The organism is Amycolatopsis sp. WAC 01416 (assembly GCF_003947485.1).
Taxonomy (GTDB): domain Bacteria; phylum Actinomycetota; class Actinomycetes; order Mycobacteriales; family Pseudonocardiaceae; genus Amycolatopsis.
The window spans coordinates 726794-751492 of sequence record NZ_QHHX01000002.1 but is presented as its reverse complement, the minus strand read 5'-3'; the positions used below and the strand labels follow the sequence as shown (position 1 = coordinate 751492).

Sequence of the window (24699 nt, the reverse complement as noted above, 5' to 3'; positions counted from 1 at the left end):
AAGCCATCCAGTTCTGGGAGTTAAACAGGTGAGGGCTCGGAAGGGGTTACCCTCCCGAGCCCCGCTGCCTGGTGGAGCTTACTTCTGCGGCTTGTCCGAGACGGTGATCGCCCCGGAGACGATCTGCGCCTTGTAGCCGTCGAGGACGTCCTTGATGTCGTCGACCTTGCCACCGGAGGTGGCGTAGCCGATGCCGTCGACCTTGAGGTCGAACCGCTTCGGCAGCGTCGTCAGGTCGCCCTTCGCCAGCGCGCGCAGGTAGTCGAACACTGCCACGTCGACGCGCTTGAGCATCGAGGTGATGATCACGTCCTTCGACGCCTCGACCGTCTTCTGGTTGTACTGGTCGGAGTCGACGCCGATGGCCATGGCGTTGTTGGACTTCGCGGCCTCGAACACGCCCTTACCGGAGGCTCCGGCGGCGTGGTAGATCACGTCCGCGCCCTTGGCGATCTGCGCGGCGGCCTTCACGTTGCCCTTCGCCGGGTCCTGGAACCCGGAGAAGTCACCGGCCGGGGTGAGGTACTCGTCCTCGATCTTGGCCTTGCTCGAAGCGGCCTTCACGCCCTGGAGGAAGCCGGCCTCGAACTTCTGGATCAGCGGCGTGTTCACACCACCGACGAAGCCGACGTGACACTTCTTCGACTTGTAGGCGGCGGCGACACCGGCCAGGAACGAACCCTGCTCCTCGGCGAAGACGAGCGAGGTGACGTTCGGCGCCTTGACGGAGTCGTCGTCGACGATCGCGAACTGGGTGTTCGGGTACTTCGGCGCGATGGCGCCGACGGCCTTGGCGTAGGCGAAGCCGACCGCGATGATCGGGCTGAAGCCCTGCGTAGCGAGCTGGTCGAGACGCTGCGACTTAGCGGCCTCGTCCTCAGTCGCGGCGGCGGTGCTCTCGGTGACCGTGGTGACGCCGAGCTCGGCCTTCGCCTTGTCGGTACCGGCGGCGGCGGAGTCGTTGAAGGACGCGTCGCCACGACCGCCGACGTCGAAGGCCAGCGCGACCTTGAGCTTGCTGCCGTCGACCTTCTCACCGGATTGGCTGGTGCTGGTCGAGGCGGCCGCCGCGGCGGGCGGCTTCGGCGCCGTCACGCAGCTGGCGGACTGATCCCCAGAGCCCGCGTTGTTGTTGTTCCCCGCACCTGAATCCTTCGCGCATCCGGCCAGTACCAGAGCACCGGCCATGGCGGCGGCGGCCAGCGCGGTTCCACGCATGCGACGCAACGTGTGTCTCCCTCCCCGCTGATCCAGCGGATGGTCCGAAGAAACGACCCGGCGACAGTGCCGGGTTCGACCGAGAGACGGTACCTAACGGCTGCTTAGCCGCCATAGGAAAGGCACGCTACGTAACACAAACGTTTACTCATGAGTCGTACGCGCGACGAACGGAGTACGCACGGTGATCACAACGGAGTAATCGCAGGCAGCACCCGGCCCCCAGGCCGCGAGAAGGACCCAAGATCGTCACGCACCGTTCAGAGCGCCCCACGACACCCCCTCCCGTCCACAGTGGACGAACCGGTGAGTTACCGGCCCGCGTCACCCGATCGGGCAGCGGCCTCGATGTCTGGTCCATCACACAGAGGAACCCGGAGGTGAGCCCACCGTGAGGTGCGGGTCTAGCATCCTTTTCATCCACGCTCGATGACCATGATCTCGGCACCGTCGCCGGAGCCGTCCCCAGGTGGACGTCCCGGCGGCAGGCGCGGAAACCAGCGGTCAGCGGGCCCAAGCCATGACGTTGGAGGCCGTTCACCGATGTCCACCACGGCTAGCACCGCCACCGAGGCGGCCGCGAGCGATCGGGCGGGTGCCTCACGCCGACAGGGGACCTTCTACCGGGGCGACCCCGGCATGTGGTCCTGGGTGCTGCATCGCATCACCGGCGTAGCCACCTTCTTCTTCCTCTTCGTACACGTGCTCGACACCGCGCTCGTGCGTGTGTCGCCCGACACGTACAACGAGGTCATCGAGACCTACAAGACCCCGATAGTCAACCTGCTCGAGGTCGGCCTCGTCGGCGCGGTGCTGTTCCACGCGCTCAACGGCATCCGGGTCATGCTGGTCGACTTCTGGGAGAAGGGACCGAAGTTCCAGAAGCCGATGCTCTGGACGATCCTGGCCATCTGGGTCGTGGTGATGATTCCCGGTGCCTACTTCATGTTGAAGCGCACCATCGAAGTTATGTTCGGGGGGCACTGACCATGGCGACCGAAGTTCTCGCACTCGACAAGCCGCGTTCGCCGAAGCGCCCCGCTGCCCGCCGCAGCAACTTCGAGCTCTACAGCTGGCTGTTCATGCGCATCTCGGGCCTCGCCCTGATCGTGCTGGTGCTCGGCCACCTGTTCATCATGAACATCCTCGACGGCGGCGTGCACCGCATCAACTGGGGTTTCGTCGCCGGCCGCTGGGCCTCGCCGTTCTGGCAGTTCTGGGACCTGTCGATGCTGTGGCTCGCCGAGATCCACGGCGGCAACGGGCTGCGCACGATCATCGACGACTACGCCCGCAAGGACAGCACCCGGTTCTGGCTGAAGATCGTGCTCTACGTCTCGATGGTGCTGATCCTCGCCGTCGGCACGATGGTGATCTTCACCTTCGATCCCGGCATCTCGGCCAACTGACGCCCCACCACAGGTAAGCGGAGTCCTCATGCAGTTCCACAAGTACGACGTGGTGATCGTCGGCGCCGGTGGCGCCGGGATGCGCGCGGCCATCGAATCCGGCCAGCGTGCCCGCACCGCGGTCCTCACCAAGCTCTACCCGACGCGTTCGCACACCGGCGCCGCCCAGGGCGGCATGTGCGCCGCGCTGGCGAACGTCGAAGAGGACAACTGGGAGTGGCACACCTTCGACACGATCAAGGGTGGCGACTACCTGGTCGACCAGGACGCCGCCGAGATCATGGCGAAGGAAGCCATCGACGCGGTCCTCGACCTCGAGAAGATGGGCCTGCCGTTCAACCGGACGCCCGAGGGCAAGATCGACCAGCGCCGCTTCGGCGGGCACACCCGTGACCACGGCAAGGCCGCGGTGCGCCGCGCCTGCTACGCCGCGGACCGCACCGGGCACATGATCCTGCAGACGCTGTACCAGAACTGCGTCAAGCACGGCACCGAGTTCTTCAACGAGTTCTACGTGCTCGACCTGGTGCTGACCCCGGACGAGAACGGCAACCCGGCCGCTTCCGGCGTCGTCGCCTACGAGCTGGCGACCGGCGAACTGCACGTCTTCCAGGCGAAGTCGATCGTGTTCGCCACCGGCGGCGCGGGCAAGATCTTCAAGACGACGTCGAACGCGCACACCCTCACCGGTGACGGCCTCGGCATCATCTTCCGCAAGGGCCTGCCGCTGGAGGACATGGAGTTCTTCCAGTTCCACCCGACAGGTCTCGCCGGGCTCGGCATCCTCATCTCCGAGGCCGTGCGCGGTGAGGGCGGCATCCTCCGCAACGCCGACGGCGAGCGGTTCATGGAGCGCTACGCCCCCACCATCAAGGACCTCGCGCCGCGTGACATCGTCGCCCGGTCGATGGTGCAGGAAGTGCTGCAGGGCCGCGGCTGCGGGCCGAACAAGGACTACGTCGTCCTCGACGTCACGCACATCCCGGAAGAGACGCTGAACGCGAAACTCCCGGACATCATGGAGTTCTCGCGGACGTACCTGGGTGTCGACCCGGTCACCGAACCGGTGCCGGTGTTCCCGACCTGCCACTACGTGATGGGCGGCATCCCGACCAACATCCACGGCGAGGCGTTGCGGGACAACGAGAACGTCATCCCCGGCCTGTACGCCGCGGGCGAGGTCGCGTGCGTGTCCGTGCACGGCTCGAACCGGCTGGGCACCAACTCGCTGCTGGACATCAACGTCTTCGGCCGTCGTGCCGGCATCGCCGCCGCCGAGTACGCGCTGGCGCACGACTTCGTCGAGCTGCCGGAGAACCCGACCACCGTCGTGGAAGAGCAGCTCTCGGGCCTGCTCTCGGAGCACGGTGACGAGCGCGTCGCCGACATCCGCACCGAGCTGCAGCGGACGATGGACTCGCACGCCTCCGTGTACCGCACTGAGGACACGCTCAAGCAGGCGCTGACCGACGTGCAGGCTCTGAAGGAGCGGTACGGGCGGATCACCGTGTCGGACAAGGGGAAGCGGTACAACACCGATGTCCTCGAAGCCGTCGAGCTGGGCTTCCTGCTCGAACTCGCCGAGGTCCTGGTCGTCGGCGCCCTGGCGCGCAAGGAATCCCGCGGCGGGCACGCGCGCGAGGACTACCCGACCCGCGACGACACGAACTTCATGCGGCACACCATGGCCTACAAGCAGGGTTCTGAGCTGTCCGCCGACATCCGACTGGACTACAAGCCGGTGACCTTCACCCGCTACGAACCGATGGAGCGGAAGTACTGATGACCACGGCCACCCCCGAGAAGTCGGAGGCCGTGTCCTCCGACCACACGCCGATCACCGTCACACTGAAGATCCTCCGGTTCAACCCCGAAGTCGACACCGAGCCGCACTGGGAGTCCTACGACGTCCCCGCGCAGCGCACCGACCGGCTGCTGAACCTGCTCTTCTACGTGAAGGACTACATCGACGGGACGTTCTCGTTCCGTCGCTCGTGCGCGCACGGCGTCTGCGGTTCCGACGCGATGCAGATCAACGGCATCAACCGGCTGGCGTGCAAGGTCCTGATGAAGGACCTGCTGTCGCAGGACGGCAAGAAGACGACCATCACGATCGCGCCGATCAAGGGTCTGACCACGCTCAAGGACCTTTACGTCGACATGGACCCGTTCTTCGAGGCGTACAAGGCTGTGAAGCCGTACCTCATCGCGTACGGGAACGAGCCCACGCGCGAGCGGATCCAGTCGCAGGCCGACCGCGACCGGTTCGACGACACGACCAAGTGCATCCTGTGCGCCTGCTGCACGTCCTCGTGCCCGGTGTACTGGAACGACGGCTCGTACTTCGGCCCGGCCGCGATCGTCAACGCGCACCGGTTCATCTTCGACTCGCGTGACGAAGGCGCCGAAGAACGGCTCGACATCCTGAACGACTCCGAGGGTGTCTGGCGCTGCCGGACGACGTTCAACTGCACCGACGCTTGCCCGCGCGGCATCCAGGTCACGAAGGCCATTCAGGAAGTGAAGCGCGCTCTGCTCTTCAAGCGCGTCTGACGCTTCCTCGCTTCTGCGCAAGTCCGTGAAGGCCTCCTTGAGGGACTCAGAGTCCCTCAAGGAGGCCTTCACGGACTTCTGGGGTAGTTATCCACAAGACCTGGGTTATCCACAGGCTGGTGAAGTGCGTCTGGTGAAAGCGGTCCAAGCCGGTTCACGCTGTGGTCATGAACAAACGCGGCAGATGGGCCGAGCATCCCGAACTACTCCAGCAGCGAAGCCGACACGGCGTCATCAAGGCCACGACCTTGGAATCGCTCGACATGAGCAGCAAGGTCATTTACCGAAGATGCCTGCCCGGCGGTCCCTGGCAACGCTTGCTACCGGGGATCATTCTCCTGCACCCGGCTGCTCCGACAGTCGAAGAACGGGTGATCGGCGCGCTGATGCATGCAGGCCCACGCGCGCTCGTGACCGGAGCGGAGGCATGCCGCCGACACGGTCTTCGCCCTCGCGAGTTACCGCCGGACGACGACGTCCACGTCCTCATCCCCCATGAACACAAGGTCCGCAGCGCTGAATTCGTGACCGTCGAGCGAACCCATCGCCTGCCGGAGCCGCGGATCCGCGAAGGTATCCCTTTGGTTCCACTAGTTCGCGCGACCACGGACACGTGCCGGCGCCTGCGGGCGGTGGAGCCCGTCGGCCGTCTGCTCGTCGAGGCGATTCAGCGCGGCCACTGCTCGCCCGATGCGTTGGCCCACGAATTGAATACGGGCTCGAAGCGAGGTACGGCGATTCCGCGCCGAATTCTGAGTGAGTGGAAGGACCTCTACTCGGTCGCAGAGGCGCGGGCGAAGATCCTGAGCCGCAGCCTCACTGTTCAGCCGAGCCATTGGAATCCGGAGATCTGTGACAGTCGTGGCGGCTACATCGGCCGCCCTGACGCGTGGTGGGACGATGTGGCGCTCGCTTGGGAGATCGATTCGTTCGACTTTCACTTCTACCGCGACGACTACCGGCGCACCGTCGTGCGCAATACCCGCTACGCCACCGCTGGGATCACCGTCGTCCAGACTTTGCCCTCGCGGCTGCTGACGGATCCCGCCGGAGTTCTAGCCGAACTGGAAGCGGCTCGTCTCGCCGCATCGGCCCGTCCACGCCCACCCGTCAACCTGGCCTCCCGTGCCGCATGACGGTCCGTGAAGGCCTCCTTGAGGGACCCTGGGTCCCTCAAGGAGGCCTTCACGGACAGAGCTACTCCAGCGCCCGAGCGAGTGCGGCGGCGGAGGAGTCGGCGGTCCCGGGCAGCAGGTCGAAAGCCTCCGGGTCGATGTAGTCGACAGCGCCCGTGCTCACGTCCCGCAGCATGTTGTACAGCCCGGCCATCACGGCACGCGTGAAGTGCTCGCGATGCTGCTGCCCCAGCGTCTGCGTCTGCCCGCGCACCTCGAACAGCACCGTTCCAGTCCCGTTCAGGGCGAACGAACACCGGGCCTGCCCCGGCAGATCGCGATCGGCACCGTGCGGATACCGCGCCCCGACGAACCCGCGCGACGTCATCCCGTTGAACGCGCTGATCGCCAGCTGCCGCGATTCGTCCTTTGTGTACACATCGCGGTACTTCGCGTACTTCTGGCCGGGCTCGAAGAACTTGTCGGGCAGCGGCGGGTAGTCGATGCCGACGTCGAGGAGCCGGTTGGTGCCTTCCTGCCGCACGCACGCGCCCTGATGGTGCAGATCGACGTAGACGTCGGGGACCTTTCCCCGCTGAGCGGTCAACCCGGTGTACACCGAACGCAGCGCCCGCGCCTCGGGCGTGATGAACCAGCCCGGCTGATCCGGCGCGCCGGGGAAGTCCTCCGCGCGCGGGACGTAGTTCAGGTCCGGGTTGAAGTCGCGGTTGACGTCGAATCCCGGCCGTTTCCGGTAGTCGTCGCCCTGGAGGACGTCGCTGAGGTAGTTCCAGGCGGGCGGCCGGTCCTTGAGCTGCGGGAACTTCCGCTGCACTTCGGCCCATGACAGGTCGTTGCCGCGCCGGTCGAGTTCGGCGCCGTCCGGGTTCAGCTTCGGGACCGCGACGAAGGTGATGGTCTTCCGCAGCCGCTCGGCGTCCCGCGATTCCGACGTGCCGAGGTAGTCGAGGATGCGCAACAGCGCGTCGGTGCCGGTCTTCTCGTTCCCGTGGATCTCACTGGAGACCACGAAGACCTTCGGGCCGGTCCCGACGGTCGCCTGGTGGATCACCCGCCCCCGATTGGACCGCCCGACCTCCTTGACCGCCACCCGCCCCTTGCTCACGCGCTCGAGCCTGCCGAGTTCGCGGACCATCTCGCGATAGTCGGTGAACTCGTTGATGGGCAACTCCCGTGGCTCCTCGCTGCAGGGTGCCACCGGAGCGGCCACCGCCGCCGGCGTGCTGACAAGCGGGAGCATCGCCAGCCCCACCACCACGGGAACCAACCGACCGAACACCGACATCGTGAACTCCCCACTGTCGAAGGTGTTCACAACGTAACCAGCGGGACCCCGATCGCGAATCCGACGAAAGGCGCTTCACCGCCAAGAGAGCCGTTGGAAACGGTGCGTGACTGAGATAGTCTGGAGAGTCACCAAGCCGGGTGATCGAGGGGCGGCGAGGCGATGACGGCAGGTTCGGAGCTGCGTGCGCTCCTTTCGCAGCGATTCCTACCTTTGATCGCGGAAATCGAAGAACTCGTTTACAAACACGGTTACATCCGTGTCTTCGGCGGCACGGTCACGATGCTGGGGTTTGTCGGCCTGCTCGGCCAGGTACTCGGCATCGCCTGGCTCAGAACGGTTTTCGCCACCGCCGCCGGCGTCTTGTTCGTTTTGGCCGCACTGGTTTCGTTCGCGGGAACGCAACGACAACGCAACAAACTCGTCAACGTGGAGAACATTCTTCACGACTACGCCGACAGTATGCACACGGATTCACCGATCGTCCTCCGCGAGTGGCGGCAGGAAACCATCGTCGAGAACAACGGTGACGTCTACTGCAAACGCAACATGATCCTCAACGCCGCGTCGGACGGTAAGCCGAGATACGTTTCGCTGAAGATGACCTACTACGGGATGACTCCCCTGACCGCCAGGGCGAAACGGCGCATCTCGTGCAAGGCGTACCACGCGAGACCGGAAAGCGCGTCCGAACGCACGCGGGCGAAGGCCACGTCAGTCTGGAAGAACTCGAAGACCGGTAAACCGCGGCTCGACATCTATGTCCACTTGGGAAACCGTGTCGCGGACGGCGACCTCGTGACCGTCGAGTGGTGGTGGCCGAAGATGTCGGCGGATCTGATGAGCGGTGCGGAGCCGGAGGAGTTCGACGTGGTCTTCGACAAGCAGGTCTGCAAGTTCACCCACCGCGTCGTCTTCCGCAACGTCCCGAACCCCGCGTCTCTCACCGTGCGCAATCAGGGCGCACGGAATTTCAAGAAGAAGGTGCGGAACAACGACGTGATAGTCGAGTTCTCCGCTCGCGAGCCCCAGTTGAGCCAGCGGATGGGCTTCGTCGCGGACTACACGCGTAACGGCTGACGCTCCGGCACGGGTGAAAGCTCGACCTCATGCCGGAGCCAGGCGATGGGCTAGTTGCCGCCCGTCTCAGAACCGCCGGTCATCATGTATCCATTCGCGAGGTCGAACCTGACATCCCCATCGAGCGATGTGGAGGTGGGCACCTTAACGCAGGCCGATCGAGATGCGCGCAGTGCGTCACTCCATTGAGTTTCACTCACGAGCTTACCCCGTTCGGACAGGGTCAATACCGAAAAACCCGGCACGTGATCGGGCGGTCACCGAACGAAGAAAACGGGGCCCGCCCGCGAAACGCGGACGGGCCCCGGCAACCGAAAAGATCTACTTCACCGCGTCCAGCGCGTTGACGCGGCCGTGCCCGTAGTACGAGTTGTCCTTCGCCGGACCTTCACAGACCGGTGCGGCGGTGCCGCACTCGACCGCGTCGGCCTGGTGCTCCAGCAGCCAGGTCAGCAGCCGCGGCGGAGCGTGGCGGTAGCGGGACGCCAGCAGCGCGGCGACACCGGCGACGTGCGGGGACGCCATCGAGGTGCCGCATTTGGCGCCGTAGCCGCCGTTGAAGATGGTCGACAGCGGGCAGCCCACACCCTGGCCGGCGGGCGGCAGCTGGGCGCGGTCGCCGCCGGGGGCGGTGACCGAAACGTCGTCACCGTAGTTGCTGTACGACGACTTCGTGCCCGCGTAGCCGATGGCCGAGACGTTGACGACACCGTCGATGGCCTTGGGCAGGATGCCGCAGCTCTCGTCGATGGGGTGGGGGCGGTTCGGGTCGGTGGTCTGCTTGTCCGGGTCGAAGCCGCTGTTGCCGGCGGCGGCGACGTTCAGGACACCACGACCGGTCGAGTAGGCCACCGCGCGGCGGACGGCCTCGAACGCGGCCGCGTCGCCCGGCTCCTTCGAGCAGTAGAACATGCCCGGGTCGATGTAGTAGCTGTTGTTCGTGACCGGGAAGCGGTGCTTCGCGGCCCACATGAACCCGCACACCGCGGCCTCGGGGAGGATCAGGCCGTCGTCGTTCACGACCTTGACCGACGCCAGCTTGACGCCGGGCGCGACGCCGGTGAAGCCGCGCGCGGTGTCCTTGCCCGCGATCGTCCCGGCGACGTGCGTGCCGTGGTCGGAGTTCGTCGGAGCCCAGGCGGCGGGCGTGGTGTCGGGCGCGCCGGAGTTGCAGCCCGCGGACGTCTTCGGGTCCAGAGCGTCCTTCAGCCCGGGGTGGGTGGGCTCGATGCCCGAGTCCAGTACGCCGACGGTGACCGAGCGGCTGCCACCGGAGACCTTGTTCGCCTCGGGAGCCTGGATCGCCCGCATGTCCCACTGCTGGGCCGACAGGTCCTCTTCGACGGCGACGCTGGTGGTCTCTTCGTTTTCCTTGGTGTCGACCACCGCGGAGCGGGTCGAACGGGACGAGGCCGCCGGCGGGAACGCCACGTCACGGCCGCCCGAGTAGGCGCGGAAGACGCCGATCTTCGCCTGGAAGTCGGCATTGCGCGAGGTCGCGACCGCGACCCCGATCTCCGGGTAGTAGGCCACCTTCTCGCCGCACTTCGCGCGCAGCTCGCTGTCGACCTTGCGCTCCGGGGTACGCGGGTCGTAAAGCACCACGTAGTTGAACGGCGCGCTCGCCGTGTCGCACTGCGGCGCGGGCGCGGCACTCGCCGACGGGGCCGCGAACACGCTTCCCGCCGCCGCCGCGACGAGCGCGGGGACGAGCAGACGTCTGATCCGGGACATTCAACCTCCATGATTCGGTGAGGTGAACGTTAGGGAGCCGACGCCGGGCCCACCACCGTCAAAAGGACGACAAACCCGATCAGGCGTCAGCCTTTTCCGCGTCCCGTGACTTGGCGCCACGAAGCGTGCGCAGACCGATCAGGCCGATGATGGTGCCGAGCACGAACGAGACGACCGTCAGCACCGCGTGCACGATGAAGTAGGCGGTCGGCGAGCCGTCGGCGGCCCAGGCGCGGTCGCTGTCCCAGAGATTCTTGGCGAACGTGATCCAGATGATCCACGACCACACGCCGAAACCCAGCAGGAACATCGAAGTACCTCGCGAAATGCGCATGCCCCTGAGTATGCAGCGAGCCTGGCGACGCTACATTGCTCGGGTGCACAGCGCTATCTCCCGGTCGCTCATGGTCCTCGTTTCCGGTGTGCTCGCCCTCGCGGTGACGCCGGTGGCCACAGCCGTTCCGAAGCCACCAGCCCAGGCGCAGCCGTGCGCGAACAAGACGACGCCTCCCGCGCCGATCGACACCTCCGAGAAACCGCGCCCCGGGGAGGCCGCGCCGGAGCCGTTGCCGGTCCCGCCGGTCCCGGTGGGGGGCGACCGGATGGCCGAATGCGGGATCGTGCTGCCGAAGCGCGCGCTGAACCCGCCCGAGGGAAGCACCGCCGCGTCCTGGGTGCTGCAGGACCTCGAAACCGGCGACGTCATCGCCGCGAAGGACCCGCACGCCCGTCAGCGGCCGGCGTCGCTGATCAAGGTCCTGCTCGGGCTGGTGGTGGTCACCGAACTGCCGCCGAACAAGGTCGTCGTGCCGACCAAGGAGGACGCCGAGCAGGAGTGCACCTGCATGGGCATCGCCGCGGGCGGTCAGTACACAGTGGACCAGCTGCTGCACGGACTGCTGATGCACTCGGGGAACGACGCGGCGCACGCACTCTCCACCGTGCTCGGCGGCGTGGACGCGACCCTCGCGAAGATGAACGCGCTGGCCACCCGCATCGGCGCCACGGACACCCGGGCCGCGACACCGTCCGGACTCGACGGCCCCGGCATGTCGACCTCCGCCTACGACATGAGCCTGATCTTCCACCACGCGATGAAGAACCCCGAATTCGCGAAGGTGGTCAAGACCAAGAGCTTCGAAATCCCGCCAACCGCGGGAAAACCGGTCATCACGATTTACAACGACAACAAACTCCTCGGTAGCTATCCCGGATTCACCGGCGGAAAGACCGGATTCACCGACGACGCGCGCCACACCTACGCCGGCAGCGCGCTCCGGAACGGTCACCGGGTCGGGATCGTGATGCTCCGCGCCGAGCAGCGCCCGACGCGGGTCACCGAACAGGCCGCGAAGCTCCTCGATTACGGCATCGCGCTGCGCGAGGCCAAGGCCGAATCGGTGGGGCGCATCGAATACCGGCCGGCGGCCGCGGTGGAAGCGGATCCGGCCAATGCCGTGCCGAACGCCGACGGCGCGTCCAACAGTGGCGCGGCGGCCGCGGCGGAAGACCCGTTCGGGGTGACGGGCTGGATCATCACGCTGGCCGTCTTCCTGATCATCGTGGCGTCGTTCGTCGTCGGTCACCAGCGCAGGAAGGCCATGGCGGGCGAGTAGCCGAAACCGGCGGACAGCGGCCGCCTCGGCCGCTACCCTTCGGTCTCCACTCGTGAACCGTTCGGGGGACGGCCGCGGGTGTCCCCTATTTCACGTACTCGTTTCCGAGGTGTCCTTTTCATGCAAAGACTCGCGTTCCTGTTCATCCTGCTCGGTTTCGGCTCGGTCGCGATGACCTACACCGACCGTCAGTTCGTCCTGCTGATGTGGGCGGAGGACTACCAGCCGGTGCTCGGCATCGTCGTCGGCGTTCTCGGCGTGGCCCTGCTCGTCGCGGGCCTCGTCCGGAACAAGAAGGCCGCGCAGGCACAGCCCGTCGCGCAGCAGGCTCCGCAGGAGCCCGCCCGGTAGGTCAGGACTTTCGGCGGCCGAACCAGCCCAAGAGCGCGCCGGTCGCGAAAGCCCCGCCGACGGCACCGAGTCCCGGCCCCTGCTGAACGGTCACCCTCGGGTGGATCAGCACCGGGGCCGGCGGCTCGATGACCGTCTTCAAGTTCTCCGTCGCCGTCGCCGTCCACGCGGTGACGAACAGCAGGAACCGCGAAACCAGGTTCGCGAACACGAGCAGGCCGATCACCGGGCCGAACAACGCGAACGCCGGTGATTTCGTGACGCTACCGAGGTAAAAGGTCGCCGCTTGCTGGAGCACGATGAACCCGACCGAGGCGAAGACCGCGCCCTTGACGGCGCTGCGCAACGCGACGTGTTCACGAGGCAACCTCGCGATGACCCACAGGAACACCAGCGTGTTCGCGAGCAGACCGAGCAGAATCGTCGCGACCTTCAGCAGGAACACGGCCCAGCCCTGCTTTTCCAGGCCGACGAGTTCGAGCAGTAACCGCCCGACGCCGCTGCCCGCCGCGGTGAGACCGAACGAGACCACCAGCGCGAGGCCGAGACCGACGAGGGACAGCAGATCCTTGATGGTCGTCGAAACCAGCGGGAGCTTCTGCTTTTCCTGCCCCCACTGTGCGGTCAGCGCGTCACGCAGGTTCGACATCCAGCCGACGCCGGAGTACAGCGCGAGCAGCAGACCGAACACGCCGATACCGCCGCCGGAGTCCAGCGCCGCCTTGATGATGCTGCCGACCAGATCGCTGAGACCCTCCGGGACCGACTTCTTGATGCCGTCGACGAGCTGGTTCGTCACCACCTGATCGCCCGCGAGCACGATCTTGATGATCGCGAACGCGACCATCAAGATCGGGATCACCGAAAGCACGCTGAAGTAGGTGATGGCGGCGGCGTAGTGGTTGCCGTAGCGCTCGGTGAACGCGTCGTTCGCCCGGATGAGGTGATCGAGCCAGCCGTACTTCCGCCTCAACCGCGGTAACAGCTTGTCCTCTTCCGGCTTCGCGCCGTCATCTTTCGCCACCTTGAAACGCTAACCACGCGGCGGCGACCGCGCAGCGCGAATCAGCCTGCCGGGGGAAGGAACCCGATGTTCTCGTAGACGTTGCGCAAAGTCACCGAAGCGACTTCCCTTGCCCGTTGCGCGCCGAGGGCCAACGCCTTGTCGAGCTCGGTGACGTCGTCCAAGTAGGACTGGACGCGCTCCTGCACCGGCGTCACCCACTCGACGAACGCCTCCGCGACCCCCTTCTTCAGATCGCCGTACCCCTTGCCCTCGTAGGCGTTCTGGAGTTCGGCGACCGGCTGGTCGGTCAGCGCCGAAAGGATCGTCAGCAGGTTCGAGACGCCCGGCTTGTTCTCGGTGTCGAAGACGATCTCGCGGCCCGTGTCGGTGACCGCCGAGCGCACCTTCTTCGCCGACTTCTTCGGGTCTTCGAGCAACTCGATGAGGCCGTTGCCGGTCGACGAGGACTTGCTCATCTTCGCGGTCGGGTCCTGCAGGTCGTAGATCTTCGCCGTGTCCTTGACGATATGCGGCTCCGGCACGGTGAACGTCTTGCCGTAGCGGTTGTTGAACCGCTGCGCGAGGTTGCGCGTCAGCTCCAGGTGCTGCCGCTGGTCCTCGCCGACGGGGACTTCGTTCGCCTGGTACAGCAGGATGTCCGCGGCCTGCAGAACCGGGTACGTGAACAGGCCGACGCTGGCGCGATCCGTGCCCTGCTTCGCGGCCTTGTCCTTGAACTGCGTCATCCGGCTCGCTTCGCCGAACCCGGTCTGGCACTCCAGCACCCACCCCAGCTGGGCGTGCTCTGGCACCTGGCTCTGGACGAACAGCGCGCTGCGGGCCGGGTCGACGCCGAGCGCGAGCAACTGCGCGGCCGAGCGGCGAGTGCGGTCGCGCAGCACCTTCGGATCCTGCTCGACGGTGATCGCGTGCAGATCGACGACCATGTAGAAGGTGTCGTGGGTGTCCTGCAGCCGCACCCATTGCCGCAGCGCACCCAGGTAGTTGCCAAGGTGGAACGAGTCGGCGGTCGGCTGGATCCCGGAGAGCACACGCGGGCGCTTCAGTTCGTCGGACACGCCCGGATTCTCTCAGGCCACCTCTCGGCGGGTCATCCGGCCTCACCCCGGCCGAACGGTCTAAACGGTTAAACGCCACATACTTCCGACGGTTCTGAGCACGGTGCCCGATTCCTAGCGTTCATGGCACCGGATCTTCCGGCCACACCGAAGGAGAACCCAGATGAAGGCACGATCCCTACTGATGGGCTTGGCCATGGCGGCTGCGGCCGTCTTCTCGCTTTCCGGCGTCGCGGCGGCCGCCGAGCCCACCGGAGGCGTCCAGCCGAACATCGTCGGCGGCGGCAACGCGACCCAGGTCTACTCGTTCATGGCGTCCCAGCAGTCGAGCAGCGGCGGGCACCAATGTGGTGGCTCACTGATCAGCTCGACCTGGGTGGTCACCGCGGCGCACTGTGGCACGCCGTACCAGGTGCGGGTCGGCACCACGAACCGCACCAGCGGCGGCACCGTCGCCCGCGTGGCCCAGCGCATCGCCCACCCGAGCGCCGACCTGGCGCTGCTGCGTCTCTCGACGGCGGTGTCGCAGGCGCCGGTCACGATCGCCGCTTCGTCCGGGGCCGTTGGCACCGCGACGCGGATCATCGGCTGGGGCCAGACCTGCCCCATCCGCGGTGGCTGTGGCGCTCCGATCAACCTCCAGGAGCTGAACACCTCGATCGTCGCCGACACCCGGTGCAGCGGCATCAACGGCGCCAGCGAGATCTGCACCAACAACCCCAACGGCAACTCGGGTGCCTGCTACGGCGACTCCGGCGGCCCGCAGGTGAAGCAGGTCAACGGTGTCTGGCAGCTGGTCGGCGCCACCAGCCGCGCGGGGAACAACAGCAGCACCTGCGCGACCGGGCCGTCGATCTACGTGGACGTCCCCTACTTCCGCAGCTGGATCCGCACCAACTCCGGAGTCTGATCCGGTTCCCGCGTCGCCCCACCGTCCCCGGGGGCGACGCGGGCCCAGCCGGTTCAGCAACGAACCGTGCGGAAGCTCGAACAGCCGCTCCAGCAGCGCGACCGCCTTCAGGGAGTCGCACCGCTCGGGGCGGCTTCTTCCGGTCCGCCAGTAGCTCAAGGTCGCGACACTGACCCGGACGCCCTGCCGGGCGAGCCGATGCCGGATCCGGTCGAGGCCGAGACCGCTGTCCGTGATCGCCCGGTCCAGAGCGAGCGGGAAGGGGTCACCGGGCCGGCTGCGACGCCGCGTCACCGTCATGGACCTGAGCGTGGCGATCAGCGGGCGGCTAAACAATCCGGGCGGGACTAGGTGTACCTACCCAAGAAATCCGCCGCGTCGCCTTTAGCGGGCTAAACGCGATCCGGGCCGACCTGACGCCCTGGCGACTTTAGCGGGCTAAACGCGATCCGGGGCGCGTCGCCTTTAGCGGGCTAAACGCGATCTGGCCCGGGAAGACGCGGGTCAGGGGCGCTGCTGGCGGGTGAGGCCGCCGTCCGCGAGCACGGCCTCGGCCATCGCGGCGACGTGCGGGGCGGCCGGCTGGGCCGGGGCCACGGGAGCGGGGGCGACGGCGGCCGCACGCGCCTTCCGGCGCTGGCGGAACACACCGAAGGCCATACCGACGATGCCGAGCGCGACGGCGATCAAGCCGACCGGGCCGAGAAGACCGAACGCCATCTCCGAGCGCGACGCCGACTCCGCGGCCGACGCCGGACCGGCGCCCGCGACGAGCAGCGCGACCGGGATCGCGATGACCGCCGCGGCCCTGGCCGAGGGCAGGGCCGATCGCATCAGGAGATGAACTGGGTTCCGCACCGGAGTGCCTCCCGTGACGTGACTTTGCCGAACCGGAACGCTAACCCGAACGAGTGAGCATTTCCAGGCTGCTGGTCAAAAAACTACCGAGCGTGTCAAGACCTGTCGGTTCTGATCAACTCGGGGCACGAGACTAGCCCCCCACAGGGGGGATCTTTCGAGCACCCCTCTTCTCAGAGTTGTCGCCGCCGGAGCCGGTTTCTGACAAAACCGGACAGCGTTACGCCATTCGGCTGTCACGACGGGGCCGAACAGGCACGATCCGACTTCCCCAGGTTGGTTTCTTGCGCGCAATGGTCTATACCTGTTGGCCATACCCCTTAAAAGGTATAGACCAATCCCCTGCATGGTCCCCTCGTACGAAGGAGCCACCGATGTCTCTTCGACGTATTCTCGCGGCGGTCGCCGCCACCTTCGCCGCCACCACGGTCGCCGTGGTGGTCCCGGCCCAGTCCGCCTCCGCCGCGGACTGCGTGGCGCCGTGGAACGCGAGCTCGGTCTACTGGGGCGGCAACACCGCCTCCCACAACGGGCACAACTGGTCCGCGAAGTGGTGGACACAGAACGAAACGCCCGGTAGCGCGCAGGTCTGGGCCGATCAAGGCGCCTGCGGCGGCGGGACGACCAACCCGCCGAACCCGTCCGGCTTCGTGGTCAGCGAGGCCCAGTTCAACCAGATGTTCCCGAGCCGGAACCCCTTCTACACCTACAACGGCCTGGTCACCGCCCTCAGCGCGTACCCGGCCTTCGCCGGCACGGGCAGCGACACCGTGAAGAAACAGGAAGCGGCCGCCTTCCTGGCGAACGTCAGCCACGAGACCGGCGGCCTCGTCCACATCGTCGAACAGAACGAGGCCAACTACCCGCACTACTGCGACACGAGCCAGTCCTACGGCTGCCCCGCGGGCAACGCCGCGTACTACGGCCGCGGCCCGATCCAGCTGAGCTGGAACTTCAACTACAAGGCCGCCGGCGACGCGCTGGGCCTGCCGCTGCTGACCAACCCGTGGCTGGTGCAGAACGACGCGGCGGTCGCCTGGAAGACCGGCATCTGGTACTGGATGACCCAGAACGGCCCGGGCACGATGACCCCGCACAACGCGATGGTCAACAGCCGCGGTTTCGGTGAGACCATCCGCAGCATCAACGGAAGCATCGAGTGCAACGGCGGCAACCCGGCCCAGGTGCAGAGCCGCGTGAACAAGTACCAGCAGTTCACCGGGATCCTCGGCGTCAGCCCCGGGGGCAACCTGTACTGCTGATCCATTCAGGGAACCGAAGGGGCCTTTCGCCGCATCTGACGCGGCGACAGGCCCCTTCAGTGTTCGTCGAGAGACACCAGCAGGCGGCGCAGCGCGGCGTCCAGGACACCGAGGTCCTCACCCAGCGGCGACAGGAGCTTCGCGACGTTCGCCGTGTGCTCGGTCATCGCGGCATCGACGACTTCGAATCCGCGCTCGGTCAGCGTGACCCGGAAGCTGCGCCGGTCTTCGGGGTCCAGCGCCCGCTCGACCAGCCCCGCCGCCTCGAGCCGGTCGATGCGGCTGGTCATCCCGGCCCTGGACATCATCAGCGTCGCGGACAGCTCGGACGGGATCAGCGTGTACGGCTTCCCGGACCGCCTGAGCGCCGCGAGCACGTCGAACTCCCCTTGCTTCAGGCCGTGTTTCGCGAACACCGCTTCCACCATCGGCGTGGTCAGCATCGCCACCCGGCCGAGGCGCCCGGCGACCCCGATCGCCGTCAAGTCCAATTCCGGCCGCTCGCGCCGCCAGGCGCCGACCACCGCGTCGATCGCGTCCACGTTTCGCTCTTCACTCACGGACGCAGTCTATTCGACGGGAGATAGTTTGACAGCGAACTATCAGCGATGAAACTATCTCTTCCATGACTCAACGCGTCGAAACCCGCGAACCCGTCCTCGTCCGCGCCGCCGAAGCCGAGACCGTCGGCACGGCCCCCACCCTCGTCACCCTGCTCGCCGACGTCTCGACCACAGGCGGAGTCATGAGCAGTGCGAGAACACAACTGGGCGTCGGCGCCGATGGAGCGGCGCCGCACTATCACACCGGCTCCTCCGAGATGTTCTTCATGCTCGACGGAAAGCTCGAAGTCCTTGCGGGGGAAGAGATCGTCACCGTCGCCAAGGGTGACATGCTCGTCGTCCCACCGCTGACCACACACGCTTTCCGTGCGGCCGCGGACTCGCCCGCGGACGTCCTGATCGTGTTCATCCCCGGCGTCGAACGGTTCGGCTACTTCCGCCTACTGGAAAAGGTCGGGCACGGCGAAGCGACCGTCCAGGATCTCTTGGACAGCCAGGAAAAGTTCGACAACCACTTCGTCGAAAGTCCAGTGTGGACGGAGAGCGCGAAGGCCCGTCAGTAACCGCGCGGCGGGTAACCCGGCGGCGGATACCCGGGTTGCGGGTAGTGCGGCGGCGGATATCCCGGTTGTTGCGGCGGATACGGCGGCGGGCCGTACTGCGGCGGGGGCGGATACTGCTGCGGATACCCGGGATTCTGCGGCGGATACGGCTGGTGCGGGTACTGGGGTTGTTGCGGGTACTGGGGTTGCGGTTGTGGTGGCGGCGGGGCGGCGGGCTGTCGGCCGCCGAGGTGGAACGGCAGGAGCGACACCAGTTGCGCGAGTTTGCCGAGCGTCGCGAGGATCTCGTCCGGCTTGGTCCGGCCGAACGTCGGATTCTCGACGTAGACCAATTCCGGGCCAACCAGCGACCAGGTGTGCAGCTTCGAGGACCGCATCGTGGCGGCCACTTGCGGAGTCAGCACTCCGATCGCGATGTTCGGGTCGGTGTCGATGAGCTTGTACCAGCGGTTGAACTTCCGGTCCGCCGTGGCGGGCTCGGGGTACTGCTCGACGTCCCAGGCGGACTCGATGCTCGACACGATCTGGAAGTTCGGCATCGGCGCGGGCAGCGTGACCACCCAGACCGTGTCGATCGAGATCGTGTCGAGCTCGTTGACCTTCTTGTTGGTCCATCGCGTGTGCACGCTCGTGACCGTCGGGCGGCGGTGGTAGTCGAAGACGCTGAACCGCAGCCCCTGATACGCGCCGCTCAGTGCGCCGAACGCGATCCGCTTGTCCCCGCGCTGGTTGAACGGCAGCACGGTCCACCGCTCCAGGAGGTTCGGCGCGTCCGGGCTGAACTCCCACCCGTACTGGCCGGACATGGCGTAGCGCTCGGCGTTCGTCGCCTCGATACGCCTGGCCTCGTTCGTTTCCATCGCAACCCCCGGATTCTCGTGCGCGCAGGTTATCCGGAGTCCGGCGCGTGGTCGCCTTCCTTCAGGTCGAAGTAGTTCCCGAAGTAGTCGAACCCGGGCCCCGCGTCGAACTCGACGAGCACGTCGACATCGCTGGACCGCAGGTCGAACCTGTCACTCACAGCCGAGCCGAACAGATCGAGGCGGCGCACTGAGCGCGCTCGGCAAAGCTCCTCGATCTCACGTTTCTTGAGTTCGATCGACTCGCGCATGATCGCCGCCTCTTGAGCATGATCGTGCCTGACCGGATCCCGAAGGTCACGGTGAAGGCCATGACTTCCGGGGTCGCCGGCCGATCCCTCAGTTCCTGTAGGTCGCCGTCACCGGCGCGTGGTCGGACCAACGCTGGTCGTAGGACTCGGCGCGCTCGACCACGACCGAAGTACACCGCTCGGCAAGGCCGGGGGTGGCGATCTGGCAGTCGATGCGCCAGCCCGAGTCGTTGTCGAACGCCTTCCCGCGGTACGACCACCACGTGTACGGACCGGGGCCTTCCGGATCGAGCTTGCGCTGCACGTCGACATACCCGGCCTCGGTGAACACGCGGCCGAGCCACTCCCGCTCCTCCGGCAGGAAGCCCGAGCTCTTCTGGTTGCCGCGCCAGTTCTTCAGGTCGGTCTTGTCGTAGGCGATGTTCCAGTCACCCACGACGACGACCTCACGGCCGCCTGCCGCCGCCTTGGCGCGCAGGTCGACGAGGTACGGCAGGAACGCCGCCATGAAGCGCTCCTTCTCGTCCTGGCGCGGGGTGCCGACGTCGCCGCTGGGCAGGTACAGGCTCGCGACCACGACGTTCGGCAGGTGGATCTCGGCGTACCGGCCGCTGTCCTCGAATTCGGGCTCGCCGAACCCGATGCGGACCTCTTCCGGCTCGGCCCGGCTGAAGAGCATGACGCCGTTGCGCCCCTTCTGCACCGACGGCGCGTGCACCACGTGCCAGCCTTCGGGCGCGGCGGCACCGGCCGGAAGCTCCTTGAGCTCGGCCCGGACCTCTTGGCAGGCGACGACGTCGGCCTTCGTCGAGCCCAGCCACTCGACGAAGCCTTTTTTCGCGGCGGCACGGAGGCCGTTGACATTCACAGTGGAGACGGTCAGCACCCGTCGCACGCTACCCGGGGGGTCCGACAGAACCGGCACGGCGTGCGCTCTGCGAGACTGCCCGTATGAGCGAGTTGACCGTGCTGGGCAGCTGTGGCGCCTGGCCGGAACCGGGTCGGGCCTGCGCCGGCTTCCTCCTGGTCCACGAGGGTTTCAAGGTCGTACTCGACCTCGGTTACGGCGCCGCGTCACGGCTGTTCGAACACTGCCCCGGCGGCCGGGTCGACGCGGTGGTGGTGACGCATGAACATCCCGATCACTGCGCCGACGTGAGCGCGCTCGGACGTGCCCGCGCCTACGGGCTGCCGGACGAGCCGAGGATCCCGCTGCACTGCACGCCGGGCACGGTGCGGCGACTCGAAGCGATGGAACCGCGACCGCATCCGACGACGATCTTCGACGTGTACGAACTTGGCACGCCGCGCGAGGTCGGACCGTTCCGGATGACCACGTTCCTGCTGCCGCACCATGTGCCGAACCACGGCGTCCGGCTGACCGCGCCTGGGCTCACCGTCGCCTACACCGGCGACAGCGGGCCGAGCCCGATCCTGGCGGAACTGGCGCGCGACGCCGACCTGCTCATCGCGGACGCCACGCTGCAGGGCCCTTCTCCCGACGCGACGCCACGCCTGGTGTCGACGGCGGGCGAGGCCGGGTACTGGGCCGAGCGCGCGGGTGCCCGGCGGCTGCTGCTGACCCACTTCTGGCCGGGCTCCGACCGCGAGGTCTCGGTGGCCGAAGCGCGGAAGGAGTTCAGCGGCGAGGTGCTGGCGGCCGAGGAAGGCGCCCACTTGCGTTTAGCGGGCTAACCGCGATCCCGCAGGTCAGGGCGCCGAGTCGCCTTTAGCGGGCTAACCGCGATCCCCCAGGTCACCGGCCTGTCGCCTTTAGCGGGCTAAACGCGAAGCCGCAGGTCACGGGCCGCATTTGGCGCCTTCGACCGGGGGCGCGAACTCGGCGGAGACCCATTTGCCCTCGGCGATCTTGCGGAAGCCGTTCTCGACCACCGGCTGCGCGTCGATCTTCGCGTCCTTGACGTACTTGCCGACGATCTTCTGCCCGCCGGGGGCGTCGCGCGCGTTGAGCACGTCGGCCGTCACCACGACCTGGCATCCGGCCGGGCTGGACGCGCTGGACTCCCTGTCCTGTCCCGAGATGGCGACGACGACGATGAGCGCCAGTCCGCCGCCGATGAACAAGACCGGTTTCGAGATGGCCATGATGGTCACTCCTCGAACAAGGGAATCGTTTTCTGTCCGGTCCAGAGTGGCAGAAGCCGGGGCGGTCGCCCAGATCCCGGATTGCCAACCACCCGGAGGCGCCAACCGGCCGGCGGGCCTACTACCCACCGTCACAAGTGCACGAAGGCCCCCTTCCGGCGAGGGAAGGGGGCCTTCACGTACTAGGCGGAACTCAGCCCTGGGCGATCTTCTTGGCCAGGTTGGCGTCCAGCGTCGCGAGGAACTCCTCGGTGGTCTGGAATGCCTGGTCCTTGCTGATCAGCAGCGCGAGGTCCTTGGTCATCTTGCCGCTCTCGACGGTCTCGACGACGACCTGCTCCAGCTTGTTCGCGAACCCGATCAGCTCCGGGTTCGAGTCCAGCTTGCCGCGGTGCTCGAGGCCCCGGGTCCACGCGTAGATGGACGCGATCGGGTTGGTCGAGGTCGGCTTGCCCTGCTGGTGCTGGCGGTAGTGCCGGGTCACGGTGCCGTGCGCGGCCTCGGCCTCGACGGTCTTGCCGTCCGGGGTGCGCAGCACCGACGTCATCAGGCCCAGCGAGCCGAAGCCCTGCGCGACCGTGTCGGACTGGACGTCACCGTCGTAGTTCTTGCAGGCCCAGACGTAGCCGCCCTCCCACTTCATCGCCGCGGCGACCATGTCGTCGATCAGGCGGTGCTCGTAGGAGATGCCCTTGGCGTCGAAGTCGGCCTTGAACTCGGCCTGGTAGATCTCCTCGAACACGTCCTTGAACATGCCGTCGTAGGCCTTGAGGATGGTGTTCTTGGTCGACATGTAGACCGGGTACTCACGGTCGAGGCCGTACTGCAGCGAGGCGCGCGCGAAGTCCTCGATGGACTTGCGGTAGTTGTACATGCCCATGGCGACACCGCCGCCCTCGGGGAACTTCGCGACCTCGAACTCCATCGGCTCGGAGCCGTCGTCCGGGGTGTAGCTGATGGTCAGTGTGCCGGGACCGGGGACCTTGAAGTTGGTCGCCTTGTACTGGTCACCGTGCGCGTGACGGCCGATGATGATCGGCTTGGTCCAGCCGGGCACCAGGCGCGGGATGTTCTGGATGACGATCGGCTCGCGGAAGATCACGCCGCCGAGGATGTTGCGGATCGTGCCGTTGGGCGAGAGCCACATCTTCTTCAGGCCGAACTCTTCGACGCGCGCCTCGTCCGGCGTGATCGTGGCGCACTTGACGCCGACGCCGTGCTTCTTGATCGCGTTGGCCGAGTCGACGGTGACCTGGTCGTCGGTGCGATCCCGCTCCTCGATACCCAGGTCGTAGTACTCCAGGTTCACGTCAAGGTACGGGTGGATCAGCCTGTCCTTGATGAACTGCCAAATGATGCGGGTCATCTCATCGCCGTCGAGCTCGACGACGGTGCCCTGGACCTTGATCTTGGCCATGAGCAGCGGTGCTCCTTCCGCGGATCTTCGCGTTCTTCTTCAGTCTCTCCGGTAGCGGTACAAGCGTACTGCTTAACGGTCCTGGATGGTTCCAGTAGTGGTCGGTATCAAGTCTCCACGAGGCCGTTGTGACCGACGTCACCCGGTCGAACGACGGCCATCCGGCCGTCACGGAACCGCGCGGGCCGCGACATCATCGAACAAAACTCCTCTGCCGGCCCACCGGAAAGGGCGCTCCCATGACGAACAACCCCTACGCCGTGCCCCCGTACGAGCAGCCTCAGGCACCGGAGCCCTACGGCGCCCAGCCTAGGCAGGCGAGCCGGGCCGTGCCGCGCGTGCTCAGCGCGCTCGGCGGAGTGCTGCTGACACCCGTCGCTCTCGGCCTGGTGATCTACAGCGGCTCACAGCTGCAGCGCAGTCTCGCGCAGTACCTGTCCGTCGGTGAAGACCCGCTCAGCCTGTTCTTGCTGGTCCTCGGCGGCGTGCTGCTGATCGGCGTCGCGCTACTCGGGGCGCTGTCCGGGATCGGGCCCATGGTGGGCGGCCTGATGTGGGGCGTGCTGCCGGGACTGACGTTCCTGCTGAGCCCCCAAGACATCATGAGGCTCACCTACGACGTGACCGGGGCGAGCCTCGGGACGGGCCTGGTGACCTGGCTGGTGATGGGTGCCCTGTTCGCGAGCGGTTTCCTGCTCATCGGGTCCGGCCTGGTCGGCACCCTCTCGCGGCGCCGCCCGAATCGCGTTTAGCGGGCTAAACGCGCTCCGCGGAGATCGAAGTGAACCGAAGGGGGCTGACGTCCGTAGTCCGTTTAAGGGAGGTGACCCGCCCATGTCATCGCACCGGTACGTAGCGGAGTACGACGACGAGGACTACCAGGAGTACGGCGAGTACGAGCAGGAACCGAAGGACCCGCGGAGGCCGTACCAGGACGTCGAGTCGTATGAACCGTACGAGCCGCCCTTCGACGACGACCTGGGCGTCGAAGACCCGCGCGCGGGTCGAGGCGTGCGTCGCGTCCTCAGTGGCGCGGGCGGTCTGATCCTGACGCCGGTCGCCCTCGGCCTGTTGTCTTGGGGCGGTCTGCGGCAGCAGATGCTCGTCCAGGCGACGCTCAGCACCCAGCGAGACGTCTTGAGCATCGGCCTGCTCGTGGGCGGCGGACTCCTGTTGCTGGCGGTCGGGCTGCTCGGCGCGCTCTCGGCGACCGGCCCGATCCTCGGCGGTCTCGTCTGGGGCGTCGCGCCGGGCGTGGCGACCATCGCCGTCCCGGAATGGGGCTTCCGCCTGGTGAAGTACCTGCCGCAGAACGACGTCACCTACGGCGTCACGAGCTGGCTCTTCATCGGCGGCCTGCTCGCGACGGGCTTCCTCCTGATCGGCGCGGGCCTCGCGTCGAGACTCGCCCGGCGGCGCCGCTGAGCGGGCTGGGACCATCG

The 24699-nt window shown here is 66.9% G+C and carries 27 protein-coding genes; 14 read left to right on the top strand and 13 right to left on the bottom strand.

What is annotated here, in order from left to right; genetic code table 11:
- Positions 1–78: 78 nt before the first annotated feature.
- Positions 79–1218: a BMP family protein gene (locus tag DL990_RS07965; RefSeq protein ID WP_125788951.1), complete on the bottom strand. Its 1140-nt coding sequence runs from the start codon at positions 1216–1218 to the stop codon at positions 79–81.
- A 543-nt stretch (positions 1219–1761) separates the two neighbouring features.
- Between DL990_RS07965 and sdhC the strand changes: the two genes are divergently transcribed.
- The 5 genes from sdhC (at position 1762) to DL990_RS07940 (ending at position 6316) form a co-directional block, all read left to right on the top strand.
- Complete coding sequence (gene sdhC, locus DL990_RS07960; protein ID WP_125788950.1) at positions 1762–2205, top strand: succinate dehydrogenase, cytochrome b556 subunit; 444 nt, start codon at positions 1762–1764, stop codon at positions 2203–2205.
- Positions 2206–2207: 2 nt separating this feature from the next.
- Positions 2208–2627, top strand: coding sequence for a succinate dehydrogenase hydrophobic membrane anchor subunit (locus tag DL990_RS07955; protein ID WP_034304594.1), 420 nt, complete (start codon positions 2208–2210; stop codon positions 2625–2627).
- 28 nt (positions 2628–2655) lie between these two features.
- Complete coding sequence (sdhA, locus tag DL990_RS07950; protein WP_125788949.1) at positions 2656–4410, top strand: succinate dehydrogenase flavoprotein subunit; 1755 nt, start codon at positions 2656–2658, stop codon at positions 4408–4410.
- Positions 4410–5180 (top strand): succinate dehydrogenase iron-sulfur subunit, encoded by a 771-nt coding sequence (locus DL990_RS07945; RefSeq protein WP_125680091.1) that lies wholly within the window; start codon positions 4410–4412, stop codon positions 5178–5180. The genes sdhA and DL990_RS07945 overlap by 1 nt, the downstream gene beginning before the upstream one ends.
- A gap of 167 nt (positions 5181–5347) precedes the next feature.
- Complete coding sequence (locus DL990_RS07940) at positions 5348–6316, top strand: hypothetical protein (RefSeq protein WP_125788948.1); 969 nt, start codon at positions 5348–5350, stop codon at positions 6314–6316.
- Positions 6317–6377: 61 nt separating this feature from the next.
- On the opposite strand, the gene DL990_RS07935 is transcribed toward DL990_RS07940, so the two are convergent.
- Complete coding sequence (locus tag DL990_RS07935; protein WP_233599215.1) at positions 6378–7601, bottom strand: M14 family zinc carboxypeptidase; 1224 nt, start codon at positions 7599–7601, stop codon at positions 6378–6380.
- A 162-nt stretch (positions 7602–7763) separates the two neighbouring features.
- Here DL990_RS07935 and DL990_RS07930 point away from each other — a divergent pair, with 162 nt between their 5' ends.
- A complete protein-coding gene (locus DL990_RS07930; protein WP_125788946.1) occupies positions 7764–8681 on the top strand; it encodes a DUF4064 domain-containing protein in 918 nt (305 codons plus the stop codon).
- A gap of 321 nt (positions 8682–9002) precedes the next feature.
- Here DL990_RS07930 and DL990_RS07925 read toward each other — a convergent pair whose 3' ends face one another.
- Complete coding sequence (locus DL990_RS07925; protein WP_125788945.1) at positions 9003–10415, bottom strand: S8 family serine peptidase; 1413 nt, start codon at positions 10413–10415, stop codon at positions 9003–9005.
- A 79-nt stretch (positions 10416–10494) separates the two neighbouring features.
- Positions 10495–10749, bottom strand: coding sequence for an SCO4848 family membrane protein (locus DL990_RS07920; protein ID WP_026467335.1), 255 nt, complete (start codon positions 10747–10749; stop codon positions 10495–10497).
- 43 nt (positions 10750–10792) lie between these two features.
- Here DL990_RS07920 and DL990_RS07915 point away from each other — a divergent pair, with 43 nt between their 5' ends.
- Both DL990_RS07915 and DL990_RS07910 read left to right on the top strand, forming a co-directional pair.
- On the top strand, positions 10793–12031 hold the full coding sequence (locus DL990_RS07915; RefSeq protein ID WP_199746252.1) for a D-alanyl-D-alanine carboxypeptidase family protein: 1239 nt from the start codon (positions 10793–10795) through the stop codon (positions 12029–12031).
- A 120-nt stretch (positions 12032–12151) separates the two neighbouring features.
- Positions 12152–12382 (top strand): hypothetical protein, encoded by a 231-nt coding sequence (locus DL990_RS07910; protein WP_125788944.1) that lies wholly within the window; start codon positions 12152–12154, stop codon positions 12380–12382.
- A gap of 1 nt (position 12383) precedes the next feature.
- Here DL990_RS07910 and DL990_RS07905 read toward each other — a convergent pair whose 3' ends face one another.
- Together DL990_RS07905 and trpS are read right to left on the bottom strand one after the other, a co-directional pair.
- Entirely contained in the window at positions 12384–13406 is a 1023-nt protein-coding gene (locus DL990_RS07905) for a YhjD/YihY/BrkB family envelope integrity protein (protein ID WP_125788943.1), read from the bottom strand.
- 41 nt (positions 13407–13447) lie between these two features.
- Positions 13448–14467: a tryptophan--tRNA ligase gene (trpS, locus tag DL990_RS07900; protein WP_125788942.1), complete on the bottom strand. Its 1020-nt coding sequence runs from the start codon at positions 14465–14467 to the stop codon at positions 13448–13450.
- Positions 14468–14630: 163 nt separating this feature from the next.
- Between trpS and DL990_RS07895 the strand changes: the two genes are divergently transcribed.
- Complete coding sequence (locus DL990_RS07895) at positions 14631–15377, top strand: trypsin-like serine protease (protein ID WP_125788941.1); 747 nt, start codon at positions 14631–14633, stop codon at positions 15375–15377.
- 504 nt (positions 15378–15881) lie between these two features.
- Here DL990_RS07895 and DL990_RS07885 read toward each other — a convergent pair.
- The gene (locus tag DL990_RS07885) at positions 15882–16211 is read right to left on the bottom strand and encodes a hypothetical protein (RefSeq protein WP_125798476.1); all 330 of its coding nucleotides are present in this window, start codon (positions 16209–16211) and stop codon (positions 15882–15884) included.
- Between the two features lie 398 nt (positions 16212–16609).
- Here DL990_RS07885 and DL990_RS07880 point away from each other — a divergent pair, with 398 nt between their 5' ends.
- On the top strand, positions 16610–17497 hold the full coding sequence (locus DL990_RS07880) for a glycoside hydrolase family 19 protein (protein WP_125798268.1): 888 nt from the start codon (positions 16610–16612) through the stop codon (positions 17495–17497).
- Positions 17498–17553: 56 nt separating this feature from the next.
- Here the strand turns inward: DL990_RS07880 and DL990_RS07875 are convergent, their stop codons facing one another.
- Positions 17554–18057, bottom strand: a complete 504-nt coding sequence (locus DL990_RS07875) for a MarR family winged helix-turn-helix transcriptional regulator (RefSeq protein ID WP_125788939.1) — start codon at positions 18055–18057, stop codon at positions 17554–17556.
- Between the two features lie 65 nt (positions 18058–18122).
- Between DL990_RS07875 and DL990_RS07870 the strand changes: the two genes are divergently transcribed.
- A complete protein-coding gene (locus DL990_RS07870) occupies positions 18123–18623 on the top strand; it encodes a cupin domain-containing protein (protein ID WP_125798267.1) in 501 nt (166 codons plus the stop codon).
- Here DL990_RS07870 and DL990_RS07865 read toward each other — a convergent pair.
- The 3 genes from DL990_RS07865 to DL990_RS07855 form a co-directional block, all read right to left on the bottom strand.
- Positions 18617–19483 carry a hypothetical protein gene (locus DL990_RS07865; protein WP_125798266.1) on the bottom strand — a complete coding sequence of 289 codons (867 nt, stop codon included), beginning with the start codon at positions 19481–19483 and terminating at the stop codon, positions 18617–18619. The genes DL990_RS07870 and DL990_RS07865 overlap by 7 nt on opposite strands.
- A gap of 29 nt (positions 19484–19512) precedes the next feature.
- A complete protein-coding gene (locus tag DL990_RS07860; RefSeq protein ID WP_125798265.1) occupies positions 19513–19734 on the bottom strand; it encodes a nucleotidyltransferase family protein in 222 nt (73 codons plus the stop codon).
- Between the two features lie 88 nt (positions 19735–19822).
- Positions 19823–20629: an exodeoxyribonuclease III gene (locus DL990_RS07855; RefSeq protein ID WP_125788936.1), complete on the bottom strand. Its 807-nt coding sequence runs from the start codon at positions 20627–20629 to the stop codon at positions 19823–19825.
- Positions 20630–20685: 56 nt separating this feature from the next.
- On the opposite strand from DL990_RS07855, the gene DL990_RS07850 reads away from it, so the two are divergent.
- A complete protein-coding gene (locus tag DL990_RS07850) occupies positions 20686–21429 on the top strand; it encodes an MBL fold metallo-hydrolase (protein ID WP_125788935.1) in 744 nt (247 codons plus the stop codon).
- 105 nt (positions 21430–21534) lie between these two features.
- Here DL990_RS07850 and DL990_RS07845 read toward each other — a convergent pair whose 3' ends face one another.
- Both DL990_RS07845 and DL990_RS07840 read right to left on the bottom strand, forming a co-directional pair.
- Positions 21535–21840 carry an SH3 domain-containing protein gene (locus tag DL990_RS07845; RefSeq protein WP_125788934.1) on the bottom strand — a complete coding sequence of 102 codons (306 nt, stop codon included), beginning with the start codon at positions 21838–21840 and terminating at the stop codon, positions 21535–21537.
- A gap of 193 nt (positions 21841–22033) precedes the next feature.
- Entirely contained in the window at positions 22034–23257 is a 1224-nt protein-coding gene (locus tag DL990_RS07840; RefSeq protein WP_034304555.1) for an NADP-dependent isocitrate dehydrogenase, read from the bottom strand.
- 239 nt (positions 23258–23496) lie between these two features.
- Between DL990_RS07840 and DL990_RS07835 the strand changes: the two genes are divergently transcribed.
- On the top strand, positions 23497–24009 hold the full coding sequence (locus DL990_RS07835) for a hypothetical protein (RefSeq protein WP_233620419.1): 513 nt from the start codon (positions 23497–23499) through the stop codon (positions 24007–24009).
- An 82-nt stretch (positions 24010–24091) separates the two neighbouring features.
- Positions 24092–24682, top strand: a complete 591-nt coding sequence (locus tag DL990_RS07830) for a hypothetical protein (protein WP_125788933.1) — start codon at positions 24092–24094, stop codon at positions 24680–24682.
- The last annotated feature ends 17 nt before the right edge of the window (positions 24683–24699 follow it).